The organism is Shinella lacus (genome assembly GCF_010994755.1).
GTDB classification, from domain to species: domain Bacteria; phylum Pseudomonadota; class Alphaproteobacteria; order Rhizobiales; family Rhizobiaceae; genus Shinella; species Shinella lacus.
Window position 1 is genome coordinate 1 of record NZ_WHSB02000030.1, and the last position, 20,546, is coordinate 20,546.

At 58.8% G+C, this 20,546-nt stretch carries 22 protein-coding genes and 3 pseudogenes; 12 read left to right on the forward strand and 13 right to left on the reverse strand.

What is annotated here, in order from left to right:
* Positions 1-276 precede the first annotated feature (276 nt).
* A complete protein-coding gene (locus GB927_RS33675) occupies positions 277-807 on the reverse strand; it encodes a lipocalin family protein (RefSeq protein WP_439655551.1) in 531 nt (176 codons plus the stop codon).
* Positions 808-1,017: 210 nt separating this feature from the next.
* Here GB927_RS33675 and GB927_RS33680 point away from each other — a divergent pair.
* Together GB927_RS33680 and GB927_RS33685 are read left to right on the forward strand one after the other, a co-directional pair.
* Positions 1,018-1,401, forward strand: a pseudogene (locus GB927_RS33680) (damage-inducible mutagenesis protein); the annotation flags it as partial.
* Positions 1,398-1,640 carry a hypothetical protein gene (locus GB927_RS33685; protein WP_256121510.1) on the forward strand — a complete coding sequence of 81 codons (243 nt, stop codon included), beginning with the start codon at positions 1,398-1,400 and terminating at the stop codon, positions 1,638-1,640. The pseudogene GB927_RS33680 and the gene GB927_RS33685, both read left to right, overlap by 4 nt.
* A gap of 457 nt (positions 1,641-2,097) precedes the next feature.
* On the opposite strand, the gene GB927_RS33690 is transcribed toward GB927_RS33685, so the two are convergent.
* Together GB927_RS33690 and GB927_RS33695 are read right to left on the reverse strand one after the other, a co-directional pair.
* Positions 2,098-2,331 carry a DUF982 domain-containing protein gene (locus tag GB927_RS33690; protein WP_256121511.1) on the reverse strand — a complete coding sequence of 78 codons (234 nt, stop codon included), beginning with the start codon at positions 2,329-2,331 and terminating at the stop codon, positions 2,098-2,100.
* Positions 2,332-2,655: 324 nt separating this feature from the next.
* The gene (locus tag GB927_RS33695; protein WP_256121513.1) at positions 2,656-2,889 is read right to left on the reverse strand and encodes a hypothetical protein; all 234 of its coding nucleotides are present in this window, start codon (positions 2,887-2,889) and stop codon (positions 2,656-2,658) included.
* A gap of 392 nt (positions 2,890-3,281) precedes the next feature.
* Between GB927_RS33695 and GB927_RS33700 the strand changes: the two genes are divergently transcribed.
* The 5 genes and pseudogenes from GB927_RS33700 to GB927_RS34465 all read left to right on the forward strand — a co-directional run.
* On the forward strand, positions 3,282-3,959 hold the full coding sequence (locus GB927_RS33700; RefSeq protein ID WP_256121515.1) for an SOS response-associated peptidase: 678 nt from the start codon (positions 3,282-3,284) through the stop codon (positions 3,957-3,959).
* Between the two features lie 104 nt (positions 3,960-4,063).
* On the forward strand, positions 4,064-4,372 hold the full coding sequence (locus GB927_RS33705; protein ID WP_256121516.1) for a hypothetical protein: 309 nt from the start codon (positions 4,064-4,066) through the stop codon (positions 4,370-4,372).
* A gap of 34 nt (positions 4,373-4,406) precedes the next feature.
* Positions 4,407-5,153 (forward strand): annotated as a pseudogene (locus tag GB927_RS33710) (ATP-dependent DNA ligase).
* Positions 5,154-5,663: 510 nt separating this feature from the next.
* Positions 5,664-6,038 carry a tudor domain-containing protein gene (locus GB927_RS33715; protein WP_256121517.1) on the forward strand — a complete coding sequence of 125 codons (375 nt, stop codon included), beginning with the start codon at positions 5,664-5,666 and terminating at the stop codon, positions 6,036-6,038.
* Positions 6,039-6,288: 250 nt separating this feature from the next.
* Positions 6,289-6,509: pseudogene (locus GB927_RS34465) on the forward strand (DUF982 domain-containing protein); the annotation flags it as partial.
* An 89-nt stretch (positions 6,510-6,598) separates the two neighbouring features.
* On the opposite strand, the gene GB927_RS33725 reads toward GB927_RS34465, so the two are convergent.
* Positions 6,599-6,841: a hypothetical protein gene (locus tag GB927_RS33725; RefSeq protein ID WP_256121518.1), complete on the reverse strand. Its 243-nt coding sequence runs from the start codon at positions 6,839-6,841 to the stop codon at positions 6,599-6,601.
* Positions 6,842-7,230: 389 nt separating this feature from the next.
* On the opposite strand from GB927_RS33725, the gene GB927_RS34565 reads away from it, so the two are divergent.
* Entirely contained in the window at positions 7,231-7,467 is a 237-nt protein-coding gene (locus GB927_RS34565; protein WP_369431778.1) for a DUF4189 domain-containing protein, read from the forward strand.
* A 172-nt stretch (positions 7,468-7,639) separates the two neighbouring features.
* Here the strand turns inward: GB927_RS34565 and GB927_RS33730 are convergent, their stop codons facing one another.
* Complete coding sequence (locus GB927_RS33730) at positions 7,640-7,825, reverse strand: hypothetical protein (RefSeq protein WP_256121519.1); 186 nt, start codon at positions 7,823-7,825, stop codon at positions 7,640-7,642.
* A gap of 100 nt (positions 7,826-7,925) precedes the next feature.
* Here GB927_RS33730 and GB927_RS33735 point away from each other — a divergent pair, with 100 nt between their 5' ends.
* A complete protein-coding gene (locus GB927_RS33735; protein ID WP_256121520.1) occupies positions 7,926-8,123 on the forward strand; it encodes a hypothetical protein in 198 nt (65 codons plus the stop codon).
* 739 nt (positions 8,124-8,862) lie between these two features.
* Here the strand turns inward: GB927_RS33735 and GB927_RS33740 are convergent.
* The 5 genes from GB927_RS33740 to GB927_RS33760 all read right to left on the reverse strand — a co-directional run bounded on the left by GB927_RS33740 (position 8,863) and on the right by GB927_RS33760 (position 16,399).
* Positions 8,863-11,145, reverse strand: a complete 2,283-nt coding sequence (locus GB927_RS33740) for a xanthine dehydrogenase family protein molybdopterin-binding subunit (protein WP_256121529.1) — start codon at positions 11,143-11,145, stop codon at positions 8,863-8,865.
* Positions 11,146-11,195: 50 nt separating this feature from the next.
* Complete coding sequence (locus tag GB927_RS33745) at positions 11,196-12,182, reverse strand: FAD binding domain-containing protein (protein WP_256121521.1); 987 nt, start codon at positions 12,180-12,182, stop codon at positions 11,196-11,198.
* A complete protein-coding gene (locus GB927_RS33750) occupies positions 12,179-12,685 on the reverse strand; it encodes a (2Fe-2S)-binding protein (RefSeq protein ID WP_256121522.1) in 507 nt (168 codons plus the stop codon). Before GB927_RS33750 ends, GB927_RS33745 begins: the two co-directional genes overlap by 4 nt.
* A gap of 283 nt (positions 12,686-12,968) precedes the next feature.
* The gene (locus GB927_RS33755; RefSeq protein ID WP_256121523.1) at positions 12,969-15,245 is read right to left on the reverse strand and encodes an FdhF/YdeP family oxidoreductase; all 2,277 of its coding nucleotides are present in this window, start codon (positions 15,243-15,245) and stop codon (positions 12,969-12,971) included.
* A 77-nt stretch (positions 15,246-15,322) separates the two neighbouring features.
* Positions 15,323-16,399 (reverse strand): catalase family protein, encoded by a 1,077-nt coding sequence (locus tag GB927_RS33760; RefSeq protein ID WP_256121530.1) that lies wholly within the window; start codon positions 16,397-16,399, stop codon positions 15,323-15,325.
* A 334-nt stretch (positions 16,400-16,733) separates the two neighbouring features.
* Between GB927_RS33760 and GB927_RS33765 the strand changes: the two genes are divergently transcribed.
* Positions 16,734-17,708, forward strand: coding sequence for a YihY/virulence factor BrkB family protein (locus GB927_RS33765; RefSeq protein ID WP_369431779.1), 975 nt, complete (start codon positions 16,734-16,736; stop codon positions 17,706-17,708).
* 189 nt (positions 17,709-17,897) lie between these two features.
* Here the strand turns inward: GB927_RS33765 and GB927_RS33770 are convergent, their stop codons facing one another.
* Positions 17,898-18,026: a hypothetical protein gene (locus GB927_RS33770; RefSeq protein ID WP_256121524.1), complete on the reverse strand. Its 129-nt coding sequence runs from the start codon at positions 18,024-18,026 to the stop codon at positions 17,898-17,900.
* A 174-nt stretch (positions 18,027-18,200) separates the two neighbouring features.
* Between GB927_RS33770 and GB927_RS33775 the strand changes: the two genes are divergently transcribed.
* Together GB927_RS33775 and GB927_RS33780 are read left to right on the forward strand one after the other, a co-directional pair.
* Positions 18,201-18,425, forward strand: a complete 225-nt coding sequence (locus GB927_RS33775; protein ID WP_256121525.1) for a hypothetical protein — start codon at positions 18,201-18,203, stop codon at positions 18,423-18,425.
* 30 nt (positions 18,426-18,455) lie between these two features.
* Positions 18,456-18,662, forward strand: coding sequence for a hypothetical protein (locus GB927_RS33780; protein ID WP_256121526.1), 207 nt, complete (start codon positions 18,456-18,458; stop codon positions 18,660-18,662).
* 23 nt (positions 18,663-18,685) lie between these two features.
* On the opposite strand, the gene GB927_RS33785 is transcribed toward GB927_RS33780, so the two are convergent.
* Positions 18,686-19,186, reverse strand: coding sequence for a hypothetical protein (locus GB927_RS33785; protein WP_256121527.1), 501 nt, complete (start codon positions 19,184-19,186; stop codon positions 18,686-18,688).
* A 77-nt stretch (positions 19,187-19,263) separates the two neighbouring features.
* Positions 19,264-20,295, reverse strand: coding sequence for a Ku protein (locus tag GB927_RS34475; protein WP_369431780.1), 1,032 nt, complete (start codon positions 20,293-20,295; stop codon positions 19,264-19,266).
* Positions 20,296-20,546 lie beyond the last annotated feature (251 nt).

A 20,546-nucleotide genomic window follows, 5' to 3' on the forward strand; every position in this document is an offset into this window, starting at 1 on the left:
CTCGAAAGGCTCAGTTACCATGGGTGACGGAGCAAGTTTTGTAATGAAGTGACAACGCCGCCTTCAAGCGATGCGTCGATCGTGACGCCTAGCAACGCGGATGTCCGCAAACTTACACGCGGGCATACGCGAGCAATCCGATAACGACGCAACGCTAGATGTGCTGAGCAGCGGGTTCTCGGTTGAGCGTTAGCTCCCCACGATGGAACTGTCGCAAGGGACGGCCAAGACATCGCCGATCAAGTGATCGCCGTTCAACCGGCAAGCTTTAAAAAGTCATTGAGCCGGGAACTCGAGCTTTCTAACATCATAGCTGAGCTCGCTCGCCTTTCGCACCATCCGCTCTAGCCTCTTTTTCGAAGGAACGGTTCGAGAGTAGATCCAAAGTTCCTTCATCGACGGACTAGCGCTAATGAACCAAGAATTGTCCGGGGACTTGTAGAGGACCCAGTAGTTGAATTTGATCAGCAGCGGATAACGGACACGCATCTTGGCGTTTGTTGTCCCGAAATCTTCTATTTTTCCGCTACCGGTGACAGTCTTCAAGCGGCCTTCTGGGGTATCGACGCGGCAACCGTCTTCGACCAGGACTTCGTCGGGGGCCCTACCCTTCCGGTAGGTCGAATACCCTGCGACGCAACCGTCGGTCAAGAACATGGGCGTCCGCGCGATTTCGAGCCACGTGCCGCGATAGTGGTCAAGCCCAACCTTGACCACTTTTGGGGAGGCACTAGCACTGGCAGCGACTCCCGCAGTCAGGCTGGCCGCCAAGGCCAGAATAACTAAGAAGCGAACTTTTAATGGCATGGTCGTTTCCAAAGCAATTGTACGCAAATGCACGCTCCCACGTTGGCGGCAGAAGGATGCGGTCTTTCTTGTCGATCGTGCGCATAAGCGCATTCGTTCAACAGCGTCCATTACGAGAATTTTTGCGCACCGGTTCAGTCGCACCGTCCCAAAAAGCCTGCCTTTCAAAAATTTGAGGTATCGCGAAGAGTGCTGCCGCATGCGGTTGGCGTCCTCGACAGCGCGGAAGAGATACTGCGGTTCGGAGGCGTGGCGGTGATGGTTGTCGAGCTTGTGCGCCTGCCACTGGTGGCATCTCGCCGTCTCCAGTTGGCGGCGGAGAAGTCGGGCACGAAAGGGCTCATTATCTGCCGATGGCGCCGGCAGGCAGAAGCCACGGATTATGGCCAGCCCGCCTCGGCCACACAGTGGCGCATATCCATGATGCCCTCAGAATGTCTGCCGGTGGCAGGCGTTGTCCGCCCAAGATGGTTATTGGAACTGATGCGCGCCAGTGCGGGTGACTGCTTCGACATCGAGGTGGGCGCCTGTGATGAGCGCGGACGGCTGCAAGCGCTCCATGCTGGTCAGGATCAATGGAGAATTGCGCAATGACGCGGCCAAGACTGAAGGATTTCCGCGGAGAGACGATCGACATGGATTGCCGTAGATACGACCGGCACGGCGTCTATGACCGCAAGGCGCTGGTGAAAAAGTTCGGCGCCCGGATTGAGTTCATGGAAATCCGTCGCCGGCTCGCCATCGGTTGCGACCTCTACGGGACCGACCGATGCGAAGCGAATTTTCCCTGCTTGCTTGCCGCTAACATTCTGATCGATAGGGGGAAGACGTGAGCGACGACACCCCCCGCCCAACGCAAGAGTTACGAGCGGGGCAACAGTGCCTGAATAGGGCACTTACCCCACCTTCAGCATCCGCTCCAACTTCCGCAACGCTTCGTGCGGCTCGTTCTGGACTTGCTTCCTGGCAGCCGTCTCTTTTGGGTTTTCGTTCTCCTGGACGGCCATTTCGGCCAAATATCGGAGAACAGGAAGCGAGCTTTCGTCCGCTAACTCGATGACACTTTCCAGGTGATAACGGATCAGGTCTCTGTTTCGGTGCATCGATATACTCCATTCGGTTGCAACCGAATAAGATTGCCTCAACCGAAAAGATCCAACAGTCCGAAATCTGCTCTATGAAGATTGGCATTACGGTACGTAAGTGGTTAACGCCGTAACGGTTGTGTCACGCTGTCAGGCAAGGACCCGCCGTAGTCCCAGATATAAGCTCTTCATCACCGCAGCCGTGTTAATGCATCCGAACTTCCCTGGCGGCTGCGATGAATTCTTCGCGCGCAGCCTCTGCTTCAAGGCGCCCTTCAACCGCTGCTTTGCAAGCCACCCGCGCTTTAGCAAAGCGGGGTCCGGATCGATTTGGCCATTGATCCGTCAAATAGATCAGAGCGTCGAATGGTCCTGACACTGTGCGCGTTCCAATCATCCCGAAATGGATTTCAACCGGCGCCTTCCATGCGTTGGTCATGGCACTCCTCCCAGTTTAGCGATGTCCGTAACGCGGCTCGTCTCTTTTCGTTTCATCGAGAATGTCGAAGAAAATTCCTAATCCGTGGCCTTCGCCGAAGCGCCGTCAGAGGGCCGTTGATGCGCGAGACGCTTCGCGCGCAGTTCGCGAGTTTTCTCCTCGCGCGCCTTCCGTGCCGCGTCTTCAAGCTCTTGTGCGACGCGTTTGCTTTCATCAAGGTCCCCCCAAAGCGACCCGAACTTTGCCTTGGGTCTTCCGTCACTCATTGTTCGCCTTTCTCCTCGTGTTAGGAGCCGCTGTGCTTATTCACGTATCGTCGCCAATTCACCGGTCATCTCGCGCATAAAACATGCGCGCCGACGTTTCGATGATGGATCGGTGCTTTCTCGGGTCGAAATGCACAGCCGGGAAAGTTTCGAAGAGATACTTCGCGAAGCTCTCCACGTTCTGTGGCGTCTTATCGAACCACGGCTGCGCGATTATTTCGTCGAATAGCGACTTGAGCGCTCCCAGTTCCTCAGGCTCGAATGTGCCTTTGGTGAAAAAGCTGGAGCCCATCTCAACCTCCTCAAATTGCCTCCGGCTTCAACAATAATTCTCAGATTTTGGGCGTTCAAGATGCATTTTTTCATGCGCCCAATCATTTTCGAGCGGGTGCAAGCCGGCCTAGAAACGAGGGTCTGCTTGTCGAGCTGACACGACCGCCCTATCCTTCGCGGATGCCAATTCTTGGACCACGACCGACGGAACAGCCCGAGGACCGCTTCCTCCAATGCGAAGAAGAATTAGAGGCCGAATTCCAGGCGTTGGTCTGGAAGGCGTTGAGGGCAGGATGGGATGAGGGCGAGGCTTGCGTGGCCATCGCTTCCTTGGCGGACCATCACATCCTGTCCTTGGGGTGCAATGAAAACGCGTACGCGATTATGCGAAAGCTGACAGGGTGAGCAAGCATGTGCGGCCATTTCACGCAAATGTTGTCCTCGCGGGAGCTGGTGGCTCTCTACCGGCTGACCGACAGAATCAAAAGCCGAAACGCCGAGGCCCGGTACAACATCGCGCCAACGCAAACCGTTCCCTTTATCCGGCTTGACGACGATGGTGAACAGGTGGTCGACAACGGTCGTTGGTGGCTTGTGCCGCACTGGGCGAAGGCACTTCCGAAGGCGGCGATGTTCAACGCCCGCATCGAAACCGTCGATACCGCGCCGGGATTTCGCGATGCCTTCAAGGCGCGGCGGTGCCTTATCCCGGCGGATGGCTTCTACGAATGGACCAAGGCTGACGACGGCGGGCGAGACCCCTGGCTTATTCAGATGCCGGGAGAACGCCCCTTCGCCTTTGCAGGGCTTTGGGCGCACAACACCAAGCTCGAATTGGCAGTCACGAGCTGCACCATTGTCATCGCGCCGGCCGTGGCCCCAATCAGTCAGATCCATGATCGTATGCCGGTCATCCTCGATCTGGCCGCCTTCGATGCCTGGCTCAGCCCGCAAACGCCGATCGAGAATCTGAAGGGTATCCTTTTGGGGCGCAATCAGGACGCCAGCATGCAGTTTCACCGCGTAAGCCGCGCAGTGAACAAGTCCACTTTCGAAGGACGCCCGGAGCCGATTGTGAACTCGCTTTAGGGAACTATTGCCTCGATTACGCATTCTCATCGCGCCAACCACTTTCTGTTCAGCACTTGCCCCGCCCCGTGCGGGGCATTTTCTTCTCTCGTAGGCCGACCCTCTTGAAGGCAATTTCTGACGTCGCCGCAGAATTGATCCATGCCGCGAACATCCCCGGACTGCTGTCCGACTCCGAGAAGCTAATGCTGCTTATTCGCGCCTACATCACGATACAGGAGGGTGGCGAGGCACTCGGCGATGTCGAAGTAACTGCGAACTCTGACGTCGCGATCGACATTATCAGCTCGACGGGGATGGTTTCCCAACTCTCAAACGAAGAGTTCAAGACTCACCTACTTGAGGCGGCCGACCAAATCCGCGGTACCAAAATTGCGCTTGACCGCAAGAGAGCCCGGCCTTCCGCTCCGTAATCTGATCGAAACAAATGCCTGTTGGACTGGGCGCATGATCAAATGCCCGTCGAAGCCAACGCGCCTGGTCCCTCTCCTCCAGGAAGATGATGGTACGCTGCGCGGCCAGCGTTGCCGCTCACGTAATCCGGATCAACCACAACTCTCCTTCGACCCTATACCGGCTCGTATCGAGCCGTGCTTGGCGAGGCTGGTGTCAAAGGCTCCATCGGAAACGAACTGGCTATTTGAGATCAAGTGGGATGGATATCGCCTGGCCGTTCACCTCGAACATGGCAAGGTGAGGATACCCACACGCGGCGGGAAGAATGGACAGAGCGGTTCCCCAGCGATACCAGAGGCCGCCGCGGCGCTGCCAGTCAGCACGGCAATCCTAGATGGGGAGGCTGTAGTCCTCGACGAGATAGGCCGATCGGACTTCAATGGCTTGCAAGACGCGCTCCGCGGCCGCGGCTGAGAAAAAGCCGCCGTCAGCGCGATCTTTTGTGCCTTCGACATGCTTTATTTCGACGGGCACGATATGACGCGCATGGATGAGGAAGACCGGCGGCGGTTGCTGGAGGATCTGGTGCCGGAGGAGGCCGATGGCCCCATCCGTCTTTCTCAGGAGATCGAAGGCGATGGAGCAGCAAACTTTCGAACGGCCTGCGGGCATGGAGCGCGTGGACGGCTGACGGAAACCTCCGACACGCGTCCTATAAGGGTCTGCGCGAGGACGCCGACGTCTACAAAATCAACATGTAGGCCAGACCGCGGAACATCTGTTCTCACTCACTGTTAGCTGCTTGCGGCAATGCGTAACCTGCGACGCGCCGTGACGGGGGGCCGCTTTTGTCCATGGAGAGGCCCTTCGCCTGGCTTTAATCTCCCGATCTGCCCACATCGATACCTGATGGATTAGCAGGCACGTGTCGATGTTGATCTCACGCCGGGGCGAATAGATTCGACATCCCGCTTGATGGGCGTATGCTGTTCGGATTGGCGGTCGTTGATGCGGGCGCCGCTGAGGAGAGCTAAGGCCATCGCCCTAATGATCGGGGATGGGCCTTGTCACCTCACTCTCTCGACCTTTTTCAAGACGGCCACGAGTGAGTTGTCATGCTTAAGGAAAACGGCATTGAGACTAGCCGTAGCATGCCCACAAATCATCGCCCGAAAATATCCAGTGCTTATGGACGAATTATCAATCGCTCACATCCGTTCCTGTAGTTGCCGCCGTCAAAGTCAAAGGCGCCGGCTCCTCAAGCCATATCGGCAGAGGAAAGCGGGTGGGAACCCGAGGGAGTTTGTCTTGAAAAAACTGGTGATGTTGGCGCTTGCCGCGGGTTTGTTCTCTGGCGGCAGTGTAGTCGCGCACGCTCAGACTGTTGGTGACTGGGTGCTCGGAAATTGGCAGGGCGCTGGTTATTGGTATCCAGGCGTCGTTTCCAAGATTGGCGGCGGTAAAATCACCATTCGCTACGACGATGGCGACAAAGAAACGGTCTCGATCAGCGACGTCCGCCCCTACGACTGGATGATCGGCATGAAGGTCGAATGCAATTACAAAAACGCTGGCGAATGGTTCCCCGGCAAGATTGCTTCGCTGGCCGGTGAAAAGATCGGCATCGCCTATGACGATGGCGACAAGGAAACGACCCGCACGGGCCGCTGCCGCACCAACTGAGTTACAATAAGGGGCAGGTATTGAGCCTGCCCCAGTCTTTTATCGGGTGCTTCTTGCATAGGGTCTAACGCGTTTGCCGTCCGATCGGATGTAGCCACCAACAAGTTTTGTGCGCCTTTTGCGGGTGACCTCAGAAATTTCGCCGTAGCCGATAGCGGAACTGTGGCGTCGAGCCATTTCCATTCTCGCAAAATGTTCCCCTTGTCGCCCGTTAGCACAATAACGCTGGCGATCGAGCGCTTGCTCCTACGCGATTGATTTCCTGGAAGAATGGCCGCAGCGGGATCGGGACGTTTTCTACGATGCAACGTTGAAGACCTGCTCTATGGCCTGGGATGGGCATAAGCGTATTGGAGTGTGCGAGACGAAATTCGGTCTTTTGGAAAGATGAAGGGCATTCTGGTGAATTCGCCAGGTGTACAGCCCCGGATGATAAGGTCACGGTACGGCGGTCGGCGGGTGTCCGCCTAGACGGCGCAAGGGCTCGGTGGCAATACCTCAACGGTAAACCGAGCCCCTCTTTTCGCATACGACTCAATCGCCGCTGGTAGCACGCGCTATTATGCTGTCCCTGTGTCATCCTCGATATCCAGCAAACTGGCAATATCCATCAACAGTCGCTGAGCACCAGGCCCGATGGTGTTTCGATTAGCGTCGATTGTCATGCGGATGTTCGCAGCGTAATGCGCCGGGTCGAGATGTCCGCTTTCGTTGAGAGTTTTCACCAGAACAATAAGTGCATTGGTATGTGCCGCATGTATAGCCGAGACGGCTTCAACAAGTTCCTTCGTATCTTTGTTCAATGGGTCCTTCCCCGTGCCTGTCTCGCTTGCTCTTCATTTAGCAATCCGGCAACTTGTTGAGCTTCCTCGACATACAATCCGCGGAGTGGACTCCCATTGAGGACAACGACGAGTCCCGTCGAGAGGTGATATACTTCCCACTGGCCTGCGGGGCTCCTACGGATGTCATACTGGTCAAGTTCGCTGTCGTCTTCGATTAGCATTAATCCCTCCGGCTGCTCTGAACATAGCGCTCAACAACCACGCCCCGTCAACCGTTGAGCGTTTCGCAATTAACTCAACGCCCAAATTTGGCCGTGTCGGTTTAGCCAACCGCCTTGCATGAGTGTAGAACGTTTGGCTTAATTAGTGTGTGCGCAGCCGCGCATTTCCATTTTTGGGGAAAATACATGACACCTACCGGACGGACGGGCCTCAGCGCCCTTGTCCTCGTAACTGCCTTTGCGCTTTCGAACACGTCGGCCCTTGCATGGGGCTGTACTGCCGTTTCGGAGGAGGGAACGTACGGCTATAGCTACAGCTATGACAACGAGGGCGCTGCCCGCGAGCGAGCACTTAACGAATGTGCGAACAGAACATCGACTGACTCGGTGTGCGAAATTGTCGAGTGCGATGAAGACGAATAATCCGCCCGGACCAAGGCTTGAAGCAGGGATATAAAAACGAGCGCCCGAGGGGCATGGGGCGCTCGTTAATTTGCTCGTGGAGTTAGGGCGCACGAATCAAAAGCTAGTCGCGGTACCGGAGCTGTTCTAGAGCGAAACGACGTTTTCGCTCTCGGCCGGAAGGCGAGCGGTGTTAGCGTTGCTTTTCCCCCGCACTCTTTCCGTCCGAACTCTTGGACCGTTCCTCGAAGCGATCCGCCCCCTTCGCAAGGTCGGAACCTTTCTCAGCCTCGGTCTGGCGCTCCTCAGCCTTGGCCGCTTTATGGAGCCCTCTTGCGCCTTCTTTACCTTTTTCTGTCGGTGCGTTCTCGATTACCATGGTTCGTCCTCCTGTAGGTACGATGAGAACGGCCATCTGGTTCGGTAGTTCCTGCCGGCTTGAATCTTGACTCTCTGCGGCGCGATGGCACGTTGCGCGAATGAAGAGAAAAACAGAAAACCGCTATGCCACACGAGAGGACGGAACGGGACTCTGGGCCGTCTACGACATATTTACCGGGCTAACGGCTGAGGTGAGCGGCACACCGCAAGACGGACTGGACAACGAGCAGGCCGACGACCTGGTTGATCTTTTGAATGCCGAGTACATCGCCCGGCGTAAAGGGACGACGAATTGAGCAGAAAGCGCAAAACTTTAATGGCTAACCTCTGGCAAAATTTCACCTCCGCCATTTCGCCCACGAGGAAGTTGTCGTGTCTTTGCGGGCGGAGGCGCAATAACTTTCCTAATTCTCTGGTTCGAAGTCGGACCCTAGCGCAGCGCTGAAGCGGACTGCCCCTGGGCATAGAAGCCGTTTTGGAACCTTTTGCTATCTCGCCGTCATTCTCGATGCTTGCAGCCGGAAAGTCGTTGGCTATGGCCTGTCAAAACGCCTAGATACGCCCCTGGCATTAGCAGCATTGCGTTAGGCGCTTGAGAACAGAAAGCCTCCACCCGGCTGCGTCCACCACACGAACCGCGGATACCACGCGAGTGAGACCTATCGACGAGCGCTCGATGCCGCCGGTATGGCTCCATGAGCGCGGTCGGCAACCCTTATCACAATGCTCAGGCAGAGAGCTTCATGAAAACCCTGAAAGTCGAGGACGTTTACATCGCCGGCTACGAGACATCCGCGGATTGCCCAGGTTCATTGAGGAGATCTACAATGCCAAGCGGCTGCACTCGGCCCTTGCCTACATATCGCCAGCAGAATTTGAAACCCATCTCGCCCAGCAGCCGGCTTAGTTTGAAGCGCCTCGCTGGTCCAACCCGAAGGGTTCACTCCACCAAGAACTGAAATTCAGAGCCCTAGTCCATGCGGACGCTGCGACGCCGAACGTTTAACGGGCTCGGGCGGCGCGACCTTTCACCCTTTACCTAAAAAGCTTATCGAGCGTTATCGGCAGGTCACGCACGCGCTTCCCGGTCGCGTTATACACCGCATTCGCAATCGCCGCCCCGGTTCCGGTAATGCCGATTTCTCCAACGCCATGCGCTCCCATTGGCGTGTGCGGATCGGGAATATCCGTCCACATGATCTCGATCTCCGGCACGTCCAGATGCACCGGAATGTGATAGTCGGCAAGACTCGGGTTCACGATTCGGCCGTTGCGCTCATCGAACTGCGTTTCCTCGGTCAGAGCGAGTCCGATGCCCATGATGATGCCGCCGCGGAACTGGCTCGCTGCGGTCTTTGGGTTGAGAATTTTCCCACAGTCGAACGATCCGAGGAAACGGCTAACGCGCGGTTCCCCGGTAATGGCGTTGACCCGAATCTCGCAGAACATCGCACCATAGGAATGCATCGACCAGTGCTGAAGTTCGAACGGCATGGGCGGCGTGCCGTCCGCGACGAGTTCGTGGCGATTGGCACGGGTCAGGATGGAGGCATAGTTTTCGAAGCGTTCCGGCTTGTTCCTATGGGCGAGACCGCCGTTGATCCCGACGACCTCATCCGGTTTTAACCCTGCCAGCGGTGAGTCGTTGCCGGCAAGCTTCAGGAGTTCGCCGACCAGTCCGTTATAAGCCGACATGACCGCCATGCCGATGGCGGCCGTCTGTTGCGAACCGCCGGCGAGAATGACGCCCGGCAAGGTCGAGTCGCCATAGCGGACGGTGACCTTGTCCAGAGGAAGCCCGAGCCGATCCGCCGTCACTTGGGTCTGGACCGTCGAGGTTCCCATACCCATCTCATGCGCGGCAAAATCGACGGTCGCGCGACCATTGTCCGACAAGGTGATGCGCGCTGCGGCGCCCGGCATGCGGTAATAGGGGTAGGTTGCGGTCGCGCAACCCATGCCGATCAGCCATTCGCCTTCGCGGCGGCTGCCGGGTGCGGCATTGCGCATGTCCCAGCCGAAGCGCTCCGCGCCGCTGCGATAGGCCTCGACGATATTGCGTGACGAGAACGGCACGCCGCCCACCGGATCCTTGTCTGGCTCGTTGCGGGCGCGCAACTCGATCGGGTCAATGCCGAGCTTTTCCGCCAACTCGTCCATGGCGCTTTCCAGCGCGAACGTCCCGACCGCTTCACCCGGAGCCCGCATGAAGGTATTGGCCATCATGTCGAGCGTACAGACCTGCACGTCCAGCGTCATGTTATCGACCGCATAGGCGCTGCGGGTCGGCACGATGAAGGGTTCCGGCAGGGCGCTGTTCGGCGATTTCGGAGTAATCCCGCTATGGATCAGCGCCGTTAGCTTTCCGTAACGGTCGCTGCCGAGTGCCACGCGTTGCTCCGTCTCGCTTCGGCCGCCGATGATGCGGTAGACGCCTTCGCGCGACAGCGCGATCCGCACCGGCCGGCCGGACAGGCGCGCTGCCGCTGCCGCCAGGATCTGATGCTGCCACAGGGTCTTGCCGCCGAAACCGCCGCCGACATAGGGCGAGGTGACATGGACATCAGTTTCATCGAGATCGAAGATCTGCGCCATCGACCACGCCGTATGGGCGACCGCCTGGGTGGCGTCGTGAATAATAAGCCGGTCGCCCTCCCAGACGATCGTTGCCGCGTGCGGCTCCATAGCGTTGTGATTGTGTCGGGGCGAACGATAGACGCTGTCCACCGTGAAGGCAGCATCGGCAAACGCCTTGTCGGCATTGCCGATTTCGTTGTGAAGCGGCTCGCCCATGAAGCTACCGGTCTCGGTGCCCTTGCCGATCGCTTCCGAAAGCGAGGTCGCCGCAGGCTCAGCGGCATAGGCCACCTCGATCAGCGATATGGCGTGATCGGCCTCTTCCTGGGTTTCGGCAAGGACCAGCGCCACCGGCTGGCCGTTCCAGTGGATACGCTCGTCCTGCATGACCGGAAGATCGTCGCCGCCGGCGGCCTTGTTCTGCGACAGGAATTTCGGCGGCGGGTTGAGACGCGGTGCATTACAATGGGTCATGACCAGCACGACGCCGGGTGCCGCCTGCGCGGCGGCGATGTTGATATCGGCAATGCGGCCCTTGGCGATCGTGCTGTAGGACAGTGCGGCGTAGACCATGCCGTCCAGGCGGAATTCGGCCGCAAAGCGTGCAGCACCCTTCGCCTTCAAGGGACCGTCGATGCGCGAGACAGGACGGCCGATATGACCGTGTTTCGCCGCGATCAGCGGATCGGGCACACCGCCCGGCATCCAGCTGTCAGGCGCGACCTCGACCGCTTTCTTCATCACCGTCTGCATCACGCCCTGGGCCGTTTCCCTGGCTTTTTCAAACATGCTCATGCGGCGTCTCCCGAAAGATCGGTAAGAACGGCGGCAATCGTGCGCTTGGCCAGCTCCACCTTGAATGCGTTATGCGCTTGCGCCTTTGCATCGGCGAGTTCCAGCTCTGCGGCCGCGCGGAATGACACGTCGGTGGCTGGCTGCCCGCGCAAAGCGGCCTCGGCCTTCATCGCCCGCCATGGCTTATGGGCGACGCCTCCAAGCGCGATGCGGACGTCGCCGACCACACCGGCTTCGATCTTGATCGCGGCTGCGACAGAGACGAGAGCGAACGCGTAGCTCGCGCGGTCGCGAACCTTGCGATAGGTAGAGTTGACCGCCATCGGCTTCGGCGGAAGTTCGACGGCGGTGATGAGTTCGCCCGGACGCATCACGGTTTCGATGTCGGGCCGGTCGCCCGGAAGCCGGTGGAAGTCGCTGAGTGGTACGGTCCGCTTGCCCTCCGTGCCCTGGAGATACACGACCGCATCGAGCGCCGCCAGCGCTACGCACATGTCAGACGGATGGGTCGCGATGCAGGCGGACGAAGCGCCGAGGATCGCGTGATATCGATTGAAGCCTTCGATGGCATCGCAACCTTGGCCCGGCTCACGTTTATTGCAGCGGGCCGCGTCATTGTCGTAGAAATAGGCACAGCGCGTGCGCTGAAGGACGTTTCCAGCGGTCGTCGCCATGTTGCGGATCTGCGGCGAGGCCCCGGCAACGATGGCGCGTGACAAGAGCGGAAACCGCGTGCGGATCAACCGGTGTTCGGCGATGGCCGTGTTTCGAGCCGCGCCACCGATCACGATGCCACCATCCGCCGTTTCCTCGATCGAGTCCGAAAGGCTTGTTACATCGATCAGCCGAGCCGGGCGCTCGATGGTTTCGCGCATGAGATCGACGAGATTGGTGCCGCCGCCAAGATATTTGGCGGCGCCGTTGGCGAAAAACTGAAGGGCGGCAGCCGCGTCGTTTGCGCGGGCGTAGGAGAACGGGATCATTCTGCGGCCTCCCGGAAAACATCCTCGATTGCGTCGACAATGCCGTTATGAGCGCCGCATCGACAGAGATTGCCACTCATGCGTTCGCGCACCTCATCTCGATCAAAAGCGACCACTTCTGCACAGAGATCGCCGGTCAACTGGCTCGGGACACCACGGCGCATTTCTTCCAACATGCCGATCGCGGAACAGATCTGGCCCGGCGTGCAATAGCCGCACTGAAATCCGTCATGTTCTATGAACGCTTGCTGCAAGGGATGAAGTACGCCGTCGCTCGAAAGTCCCTCGATCGTGGTGATGTCGCGCTCGCTGCACTGAACGGCGAGCGTCAGGCAGGAAAGCACCCTTTGCCCATCGACGAGGACGGTGCAGGCTCCGCAGGCACCTTGGTTACAACCCTTCTTGGTGCCGGACAGGTGAAGATGTTCGCGCAGGAAATCCAAGAGCGATACGCGCGGGTCGTTAGGGATCGATACGGTGTTGCCGTTCACGGTCATGGTCATTCTGGTGCCTCCACGTCGTGTCGATTCACTGGACCGAAATCTCAGATAACTGACGTAACGCGCAGGCGTGCCATTTGTGCCGAGCGGTCACGGAAATGCCGCGAACTATGCGGGCAATGACCTCAAGCACGAGATGAAAGCAATGGAGCTTATCTACGACGCTTATGGCGAAGGTATTCGTCAGCCTGTTGAGACCAAGCTCGTGCGGCCCCCCGGGCTGACGGGCAAAGATCCCGTTTCGGTCGAAACTACGATGGCAGCCGGCGTTGAAAGATGGATGATCTCACACCTCGATCCGGACAGGAATTGCCTTTGACGCCGGCGTCTTCGACAGTTCGTCGTGATGGTCTATCGCGTTGAGGACGTTGGCTTCCGGGTAATAGGCGCCGATCGTGCCGCTTGGCAGATTATGCGCCGTCACCTTGAGCCCACCCAGCTCGCGGCGGATGCCGTCACCGAAATCGCTGACGAGTTTGACGATCTGGCCTTCGACGAGACCGGCCGCGTCGATATCCGATTTGCTCATCAGCACGACATCGCGGGTGCCTTCTATACCGCGGAAACGATCGGAATACCCGTAGATCGTCGTGTTGAACTGGTCATTGGAACGCATGGTCAAAAGGCGGAAACGACCATCGGCATCGCCAAACGACAGGGCATTCAACTGCTTCGGTGCGGTAAACACTGCCTTTTTCTCTTCAGTATTCCAGACCCGCTCATGCGCATCGTTGCCGCGATAGAAACCGCCCGGCTGGAACAGGCGTGCGTTGTAGTCTTTGAAATCCTTCGGGTATGTAAATTCGATCAGGTCCCGCACAAGGCTGTAATCGCCCGTCCATGCGTCCCATTTAAGCTTGGGGTGCGGATCGAGGGCTACCTTGGCGATCCCTGTGACGATGGCGAGCTCGCTCTTCAGAAGTTTCGACGCGGGCGTTCGCTTTCCGGTCGAGCCCGAGATATGCGAAAAGCTGTCCTCGGTGGAAACCGACTGGTTGCCACCTGCCTGAACGTCCATTTCGAAGCGTGACAGGCAGGGCAGGATGTAGGCCTGTTTGGCCGGAAACAAATGTGTCCGATTGAGCTTGGTCGATACGACGACGGTGAGATCTTGTCTTGCCCACACGTCTTGCATCGCCTTCTGGTCCGGCACGGCGCGAACCAGATTACCGCCGAGCGAGATGAACGCCTTGATCTTGCCGGCCATCAATCCCTTGACGGCATCGACAATGGTCGTGCCATCCTTGATGGGCGGATCGAAGTCGAAAAGCTGTTTGAGCTTATCCATCGGGATGAGCTTGGTTTTTTCGGCGATCCCGACCGTACGCTGGCCCTGCACATTGGAATGGCCGCGCACCGGACAGCAGCCGGCGCCCTCGCGGCCGATATTGCCACGCAGAAGCAGGAGATTGACGACCATGGCGACGTTGAGCGCGCCTTGGTAATGCTGGGTCAGACCCATGCCATAGACGCCGATCACACGTTCGGCAGCAATATAGATTTCGCCGGCGCGGCGGATGGCGGCCTCGATCAGCCCGCTCTCGCGTTCGATTTCCGCCCAGCCTGTTTGTCTGACGAGGGCAATGAACGAGTCAAAGCCGGTGGTATGTTCGTTGATGAACGCAATATCGAGCACACGCTCCGAACCTTTCGCGACCGCTCGATCGTCGGCCTCGACGACGACTTTGCAGAGGCCAAGCATCGCGGCAATATCGCCGCCCGCCCGGACCTGAAGATACTCGTCGGAAATCTGCGTCTCATGACCGGTCAGCATATCGACCGGGCTTTGCGGATTGACGAAGGAGACGAGGCCCTGCTCGACCACCGGATTGAAGGTGACGATGCGCGCACCGCGATTTTTCGCTTCTTGCAAAGGATGCAGGAAGCGCGGGCTATTCGATCCCGGATTTTGCCCAAAGAAAAAGAATGCGTCAGCTTTTTCCAGATCCTCCCAGATGACGGTTCCGACTGGCGAGCCGATCACCTTGTTGAGGCCAACGGAGGTAGTCTCATGGCACATGTTGGAGCTTTGTGGCAGGTTGTTATTGCCATAGGCGCGGGCAAGCAGCGCATAAAGGTAGGAGGCCTCCAGCCCGGCATGGCCGGACGAATAAAAGACGACGCTTTCCTTCGGCAGGCTTTTCAACGTATCGCCGATCTTTTCGAATGCCTCATCCCAGGTAACTTCGACATAACGATCCGTCCCGGCGTCATAGCGCAAAGGGTGTGTCAGCCGCCCTGTCTGCTCCAGATCGTAGTCTTTCCAGTCGCGAAGCTCGGTGACAGTGTGGTCGTTCCAGAAATCCGGGCCGCAACGGGCACTGGTCAGATCTGCCATTGTCGCCTTGGCGCCGTTCTCGCAGAATTCGAACGGATGATAGTTGACGGGCTTCGGCCAGGCGCAAGATACGCACATCACGCCGCCCGGTTTGTTTTGGTGCGTCAACGCCTCCAAAACGGCTACGGGGGGTCGGGTATCACCATAGATGCGGGCGATCGATTTGACCGAGCCCCAGCCACCTGAAGGACCTTCGGATTCTGGATTGGCGATGATGTCGGCCATTGGGCGCCCCGCAATAGTATCAGTCGATCGAAAACCGGCGCCGAGTTCCGCTTAGGCGCCGGTTCATTGGCCTGCGTTTACTGGCGCGGCTCGTGGAAGGGACAGCCGTTAAAATTCGCCCGGAAGTCCGCCGAGTGCCGATAGGTGTCCTTGCGCGCACGATTGATGCTGCCGAGCGGCTGATGATCCGCAAGGCCGGTCCAGACGCTGAAACGCATCTCCTCGTCGACCTTCTGGACCTTGGCATCGCTCCAGCTGTCCTGCGGCGCGGCACTGACTTTGGCGACGGTGACGAAAGGCGCCTCGTCCTCTTTCCATTCCACGGTCGGGTCCTCGATAGGCTGTGCTTCGATGTCACGACAGAGCTGCACCTGGAATTCCCATTCGCCGACGGTCGTCTGCATCTCGGCCTGCACGGTTTCGCGGATAGCATCATGGCGCACGCTGGCGTCGATCTCGGTACCCGTACGCTTTGTCAGATCCGGCGAGATCGGCTTCAAGCGGAACTTCGCAACGTAGTCGCCATAGCGAAACGGCGTGACGCTGAAATAGGTCTCGCCAAGCGGATCAACATTTGGCGCGCCGCCCAGTCCCTGCACGGTAGGGCTTGCGATACCGACGGCTTCGAGCCCTTTGTTGACCGTCTGCAACACGCTCGACAGGACGGTTTTCGTCCCCTCCATCCTGTCTGTCGTGCGCGCAAGCAGCTTCAGGCTGGACAGAAACTTTTCCGGATTGGGCGCCTGGAAGATCGGCCCGTTCACCATCACGAAATCCTGGGTGCCGCCTTCAGCGTCCGGCAGCCGCACGCCCTCCACATCGACGACCTTCATCGCGAGACCGCGAGGCAAGGCGATCGCATCCGGCAGGATGTCGCCGGCATTGGTGGAAAGCCGCATATAGACGGCATGTTCACCGGGTGTTGCAAACATCCCCTGGGCGAGTTCGGTGGCCAATCCATCCAGCACGGTAAGCTTGCCTTCGATGATGCCGTGGGCCTTGGCATGAACCGACCGAACGGCATGCCCGTAATCCTCGGCGGTTTTCTCCAGAATGATATCGAACTGCTCGTTCAGCCCCGCGACGGTTTCATGCTCGTCTGGCTTGATGGTCTCAAGCTCGGGTGAAAATCTGACGGGTAAGGATTGTGTCATAGGAGCCTCCATGCGACGGACCTGAAAACGGCCGGCCATCGCGGGGAGTAAGGTGCGGAACACCAAAAGGTTTCCCAGAAAAATAGGCTGCGTAAAAAGAAAAATCCAATCGCGTTTCGACGAGACGCGCGATCCTTCCCGCCCGTCCGAAATCGAGCATGAACGCGTCCGCTCTAAGCGATAGTACCCCAGTCGGCGGCACGGGCGCCACGGCCCTTGCCGTCGGCGCATCACATTCCCTCGATTTGTCGCCGCCGCCGAGTTCAAACGCCCGAAACTCCGTTGGCTTCCGTGCGTTACTGGACTGTTAGAATGACGGACGGCAGGGGCAGGCATGAAAGCAGATTCTGGATCGACCGATCCGAAAGGGCGCAACGCGGACGCACCTGGCGAAATCCCCGCGCTGGGACTTCGCGATGTGGCATGGCGGCTGTACGGCGGTCTCGCCTCCGACCGAATCCTGTTGATCTCAGCCGGCGTGACTTTCTATCTGCTTCTGTCGATCTTCCCCGCCATCAGCGTGTTCGTATCGCTCTACGGGCTGGTCGCCGATCCCGCATCGGTCATAGACCGCTTGTCCTTCTTCGGGTCGGCTATGCCGGAAGAGGCATTCGAACTGATCCTTGGGCAATTGCGGAGCCTGACCTCCGCGCCGCCGGCGAGCCTTTCCCTGACATTGCTCGGCAGTCTCGCGATTGCACTTTGGTCCGCCAACGCTGGGATGAAGGCGCTCTTCGAGGCGATGAACGTCGCCTATGGTGAGAACGAGAAACGCGGCTTGATCCGGCTGAACCTCACCTCCGTTTTCTTCACATTCGCCAGTCTTGCTCTCGTCGTGTTGATCATCACACTTGCTGGCGTCGTTCCGGCAATCCTGAACTACCTCTGGCTTGGTCGATGGACAGAACTGATCGTCCGCTTGGCGCGTTGGCCGCTGCTACTGGGGCTGATTGGCGCCGCGATCACGGCGCTCTACCGACTTGGACCAAGCCGGGAACCCGCAAAGCTGCGTTGGCTGAGTTGGGGCGCAGTCTTCTCGACTTTCGCCTGGCTTGCAGCCGCCCTCGCCATCACTTTCTATCTGGGGCACATCGCCGACTACAACGCAACCTACGGTGCGCTAGGCGCTCGATCGGCTTCATGGTCTGGGTCTGGGTATCCGTCATCATCGTTATCCTCGGCGCTGAACTCAACGCCGAACTTGAACACCAAACGGCACGCGACAGCACCACCGGTCCGCCGCAGGAGATGGGTCGCCGCGGGGCGTACATGGCCGACACGATCGGCGAGGATGCCTGATCATTTATGAAAGATCAGACCTATCCCGATAGACGACAGTTCCGCGTCCGCCTGATCGATCCGCGCGCCGTCGCGCCAATGGTACTCGTCTTCGCCTCGGACGAAGCGCGCATGGCATCTGCCGGCACCTATTCGATAACCGGCGGGGACAGCGCCAACATCCAGAGCTGTCGAGCGCGTAAGTGCAGTTTTTGGAACTCTAGAACGGCGAGGCCGTCAGCAGCACCGCGACCGGCACGCTGATCACCGATGCGGCTAGCGCTATCATCGATACCGCCTTGATCAATTGCGCACGCCGCGCACGGCCTGCATCCCATTCATACGCCATACTCGCGTCCTCCGGGCGAGCAATGAAGCATTCGCGCTATCAGGAGTCCAGCCCGCTCTTGCGGCTCCAAAGGAGGGGAAAATCGCCATAATCAGGTCCGGTGTTGCCGGCGACGAAACCAACCGGCAGAAGCGGCGTTGTCCGGTCTTGGCAACTCATTCTAAGGTGACGATGGTGAACCAAGGCACGACAACGACAGAAGGTGAGCTGCACAGCATCATCGATGAGAAGTTGACCGCTTTCATGCGCGAGATGCAGGAGGCTGGCTGGGGCGCCGAGGACGTCGCCTTCGCGATTGACGTCGTCTTGAGGGAAAGGTGGATCGACCGGGCCCTGGCGCATCGGGCCGCTCGCGAAGAGCTCCCGAAAGACTTTGTCTCCGATGGAAATGAAGGCTGACCCATCTCGGCGCATTCGGAAGGAATGATCATGGCAACAAGGTTTCAGGTTATCGCGCTGAGCTCGGTGGACCCCTTCGGAGAGGACCGGCGTTACGAGCCGACACTGCTCTATCCGGACGCGCTGAAAACCGCGCAAGCATTGAAGGCTCAGGGAAAGGCGTTTCGCGTCTTTGCAGATGGGGTTTCGACCGACGACCAGTGGCGCGCATTCCGAGAACTCGGCGGCGTAGAATAGCCGACGTTCCATCGCTCTAGGTATCAGCCATGCCCGTACCAGGTATATGTTCCATCTTCTTGGAAGGGCGTGCGCGCGTGTCTGCGCTGGAACCGGCTCTCCGCGATCGACGAAGCCTTGTCCAGAAGATCGCGCAGCCGACGGGTGTCGTCATCGACCTGGCGAAAAACCTCCTCGAGCAGGTTCGCTGCCGTTGTGTGTGTTGGATCGACGTTCGCCGGACGGGCCGGCGCCACGGAGATGCGCGTTCCGACGCGGTCCTGAAACTGGGCGAGCGTATAACCGGCAGACGATAGCGCCCTTCGCACGTCGCCGCGGGGCTCCGTGGCGATCACCAGCCTGAAAGCGTTGATGAGCGAAGATTTACTTGCCGGCAGGCAACGCGCGTCGAGGATGTCGTTTTTCGGCCGCTCCAGCCGCAGGAAGGTCAGAAAGGTTTCGACGAGGTCGTGCGCCTTGGCGAGGATTTCGGTGTCCGACCATTCGGTCTCGAGATCGGATGGGTTTCCATATGCTCTGGCCACGCAATATTCTCCGGCTTCGAACAGGTAATGTCGCTGGACAGCAAAAGGTTTCGAGCAGCATGTCGATGCAGGTCTGGTCAAGCTGGATCGGGCATCCGAATTCTTTTGCTCAAAATGAGCGTTGGCTCTCTGAGGAACAAGCGCGGCGCCAGCGGGCGCAGCGCATCTGAGGTGACAGGTAAAAGCATCGGGGACTTGGTCGTCGAGCTCATCGGATCGAAGGGCAAGCTCGGCGGCTCAAGATGACACTTGCTTACCGGCGGGATTCGAGCGTTGCGCTGGGTCCGGCATAACGGAGAATGGCGGCTCGACGTTTCGGTTTCATGACGCCCGTTTTCCCTTGCTGCCGGCGGCCAAGCTCTTGCGCAGCGCATCCACGATATCGATGACGGTGCTGGCAGCGGCGCCGCCTTCCTGCTTGGTCTTGCCCTTTTTTGATCGCCGCAGTGATCTCCTTTTCTTGGCGATAGTGTTGAACAGCCATTATGGACGGAGCCCGAGACCACATCGGGTGACCAAGCCTTCGTGTGCTCATTGATGAAATTTAGGATCAGCGGAATAAGATCCGCATCCGCCTTGTTGTCGATGACGGTGAAATACGACTCCTCCGGTCGGACCTCGTCGCCGAAGCGGAGCGTCCAGAGAACGATACCCTCGCCGTGCGGTTCGAGCACGATCGCCCGCGCGCGTCGGCCGATCACTAGTTTCGATATGCCGAGCACCTTACCGGCGGCCATGGGGCCGCGGATGACAGCAAAGGCTTCATGGCCGACGGGGTCACCGGGCACGAGGTAATGCGGCTTGTCGAGACAGACCCACTCGATGCTGTCTCCGGCCACGAATTTCTCAATTTCAGTGGTCTTGACTGTGTTGAGTGCGACGGCGTCGAGGTCTTCGTCGGTGACGATCACATAACGCTTGCACTTGAAGGTGATAGACAGATCGATCTCGCCTCCCTGGAGATGACCGTCCGCGTCGGCGTGGTCGACATCGATGGTAGCATCGACAGCGAGGGCGAACGTCGCCACCTCATCGGCTCGATCCGTGCGGTTGCGGGCGTTCGCAATGTGCATGCGCAGGAGCTGCTGACGCGGGGCGTCGATAGTCATATCCCCAGCGATAGCGAAGAATAGCACCCAACGGCGAAGGCGCCTCCGTCCCAGAGCATGGGGCGGACGACGCCAGAGCGACTCGGCTGGCAGGACGCGCCCTCCTACTAGGACGGCGCGTCCCTTGCCGAGCTTTATTTGGCGGGCTGCGATGCCTTGCCGAGCTTCACGGATGGCTCTCGGCCCCATACGCGCAACTTGCCCAGTTCCGCCACGAAACCGGAAAGCCCATCCTCGCCGGGAAGGGCAAG

Coding starts and splice junctions, on each gene's coding strand:
- GB927_RS34475 (WP_369431780.1), bottom strand. CDS start 20,295: ATGACTATCGACGCCCCGCGTCAGCAGCTCCTGCGCATGCACATTGCG.
- GB927_RS33685 (WP_256121510.1), top strand. CDS start 1,398: ATGACGCGGCCAAGACTGAAGGATTTCCGCGGAGAGACGATCGACATG.
- GB927_RS33690 (WP_256121511.1), bottom strand. CDS start 2,331: ATGACCAACGCATGGAAGGCGCCGGTTGAAATCCATTTCGGGATGATT.
- GB927_RS33740 (WP_256121529.1), bottom strand. CDS start 11,145: ATGAAGAAAGCGGTCGAGGTCGCGCCTGACAGCTGGATGCCGGGCGGT.
- GB927_RS33755 (WP_256121523.1), bottom strand. CDS start 15,245: ATGGCCGACATCATCGCCAATCCAGAATCCGAAGGTCCTTCAGGTGGC.
- GB927_RS34565 (WP_369431778.1), top strand. CDS start 7,231: ATGACACCTACCGGACGGACGGGCCTCAGCGCCCTTGTCCTCGTAACT.
- GB927_RS33780 (WP_256121526.1), top strand. CDS start 18,456: ATGGCAACAAGGTTTCAGGTTATCGCGCTGAGCTCGGTGGACCCCTTC.
- GB927_RS33745 (WP_256121521.1), bottom strand. CDS start 12,182: ATGATCCCGTTCTCCTACGCCCGCGCAAACGACGCGGCTGCCGCCCTT.
- GB927_RS33735 (WP_256121520.1), top strand. CDS start 7,926: ATGAAGAGAAAAACAGAAAACCGCTATGCCACACGAGAGGACGGAACG.
- GB927_RS33770 (WP_256121524.1), bottom strand. CDS start 18,026: ATGGCGTATGAATGGGATGCAGGCCGTGCGCGGCGTGCGCAATTGATC.
- GB927_RS33700 (WP_256121515.1), top strand. CDS start 3,282: ATGTGCGGCCATTTCACGCAAATGTTGTCCTCGCGGGAGCTGGTGGCT.
- GB927_RS33750 (WP_256121522.1), bottom strand. CDS start 12,685: ATGACCATGACCGTGAACGGCAACACCGTATCGATCCCTAACGACCCG.
- GB927_RS33675 (WP_439655551.1), bottom strand. CDS start 807: ATGCCATTAAAAGTTCGCTTCTTAGTTATTCTGGCCTTGGCGGCCAGC.
- GB927_RS33730 (WP_256121519.1), bottom strand. CDS start 7,825: ATGGTAATCGAGAACGCACCGACAGAAAAAGGTAAAGAAGGCGCAAGA.
- GB927_RS33695 (WP_256121513.1), bottom strand. CDS start 2,889: ATGGGCTCCAGCTTTTTCACCAAAGGCACATTCGAGCCTGAGGAACTG.
- GB927_RS33760 (WP_256121530.1), bottom strand. CDS start 16,399: ATGACACAATCCTTACCCGTCAGATTTTCACCCGAGCTTGAGACCATC.
- GB927_RS33765 (WP_369431779.1), top strand. CDS start 16,734: ATGAAAGCAGATTCTGGATCGACCGATCCGAAAGGGCGCAACGCGGAC.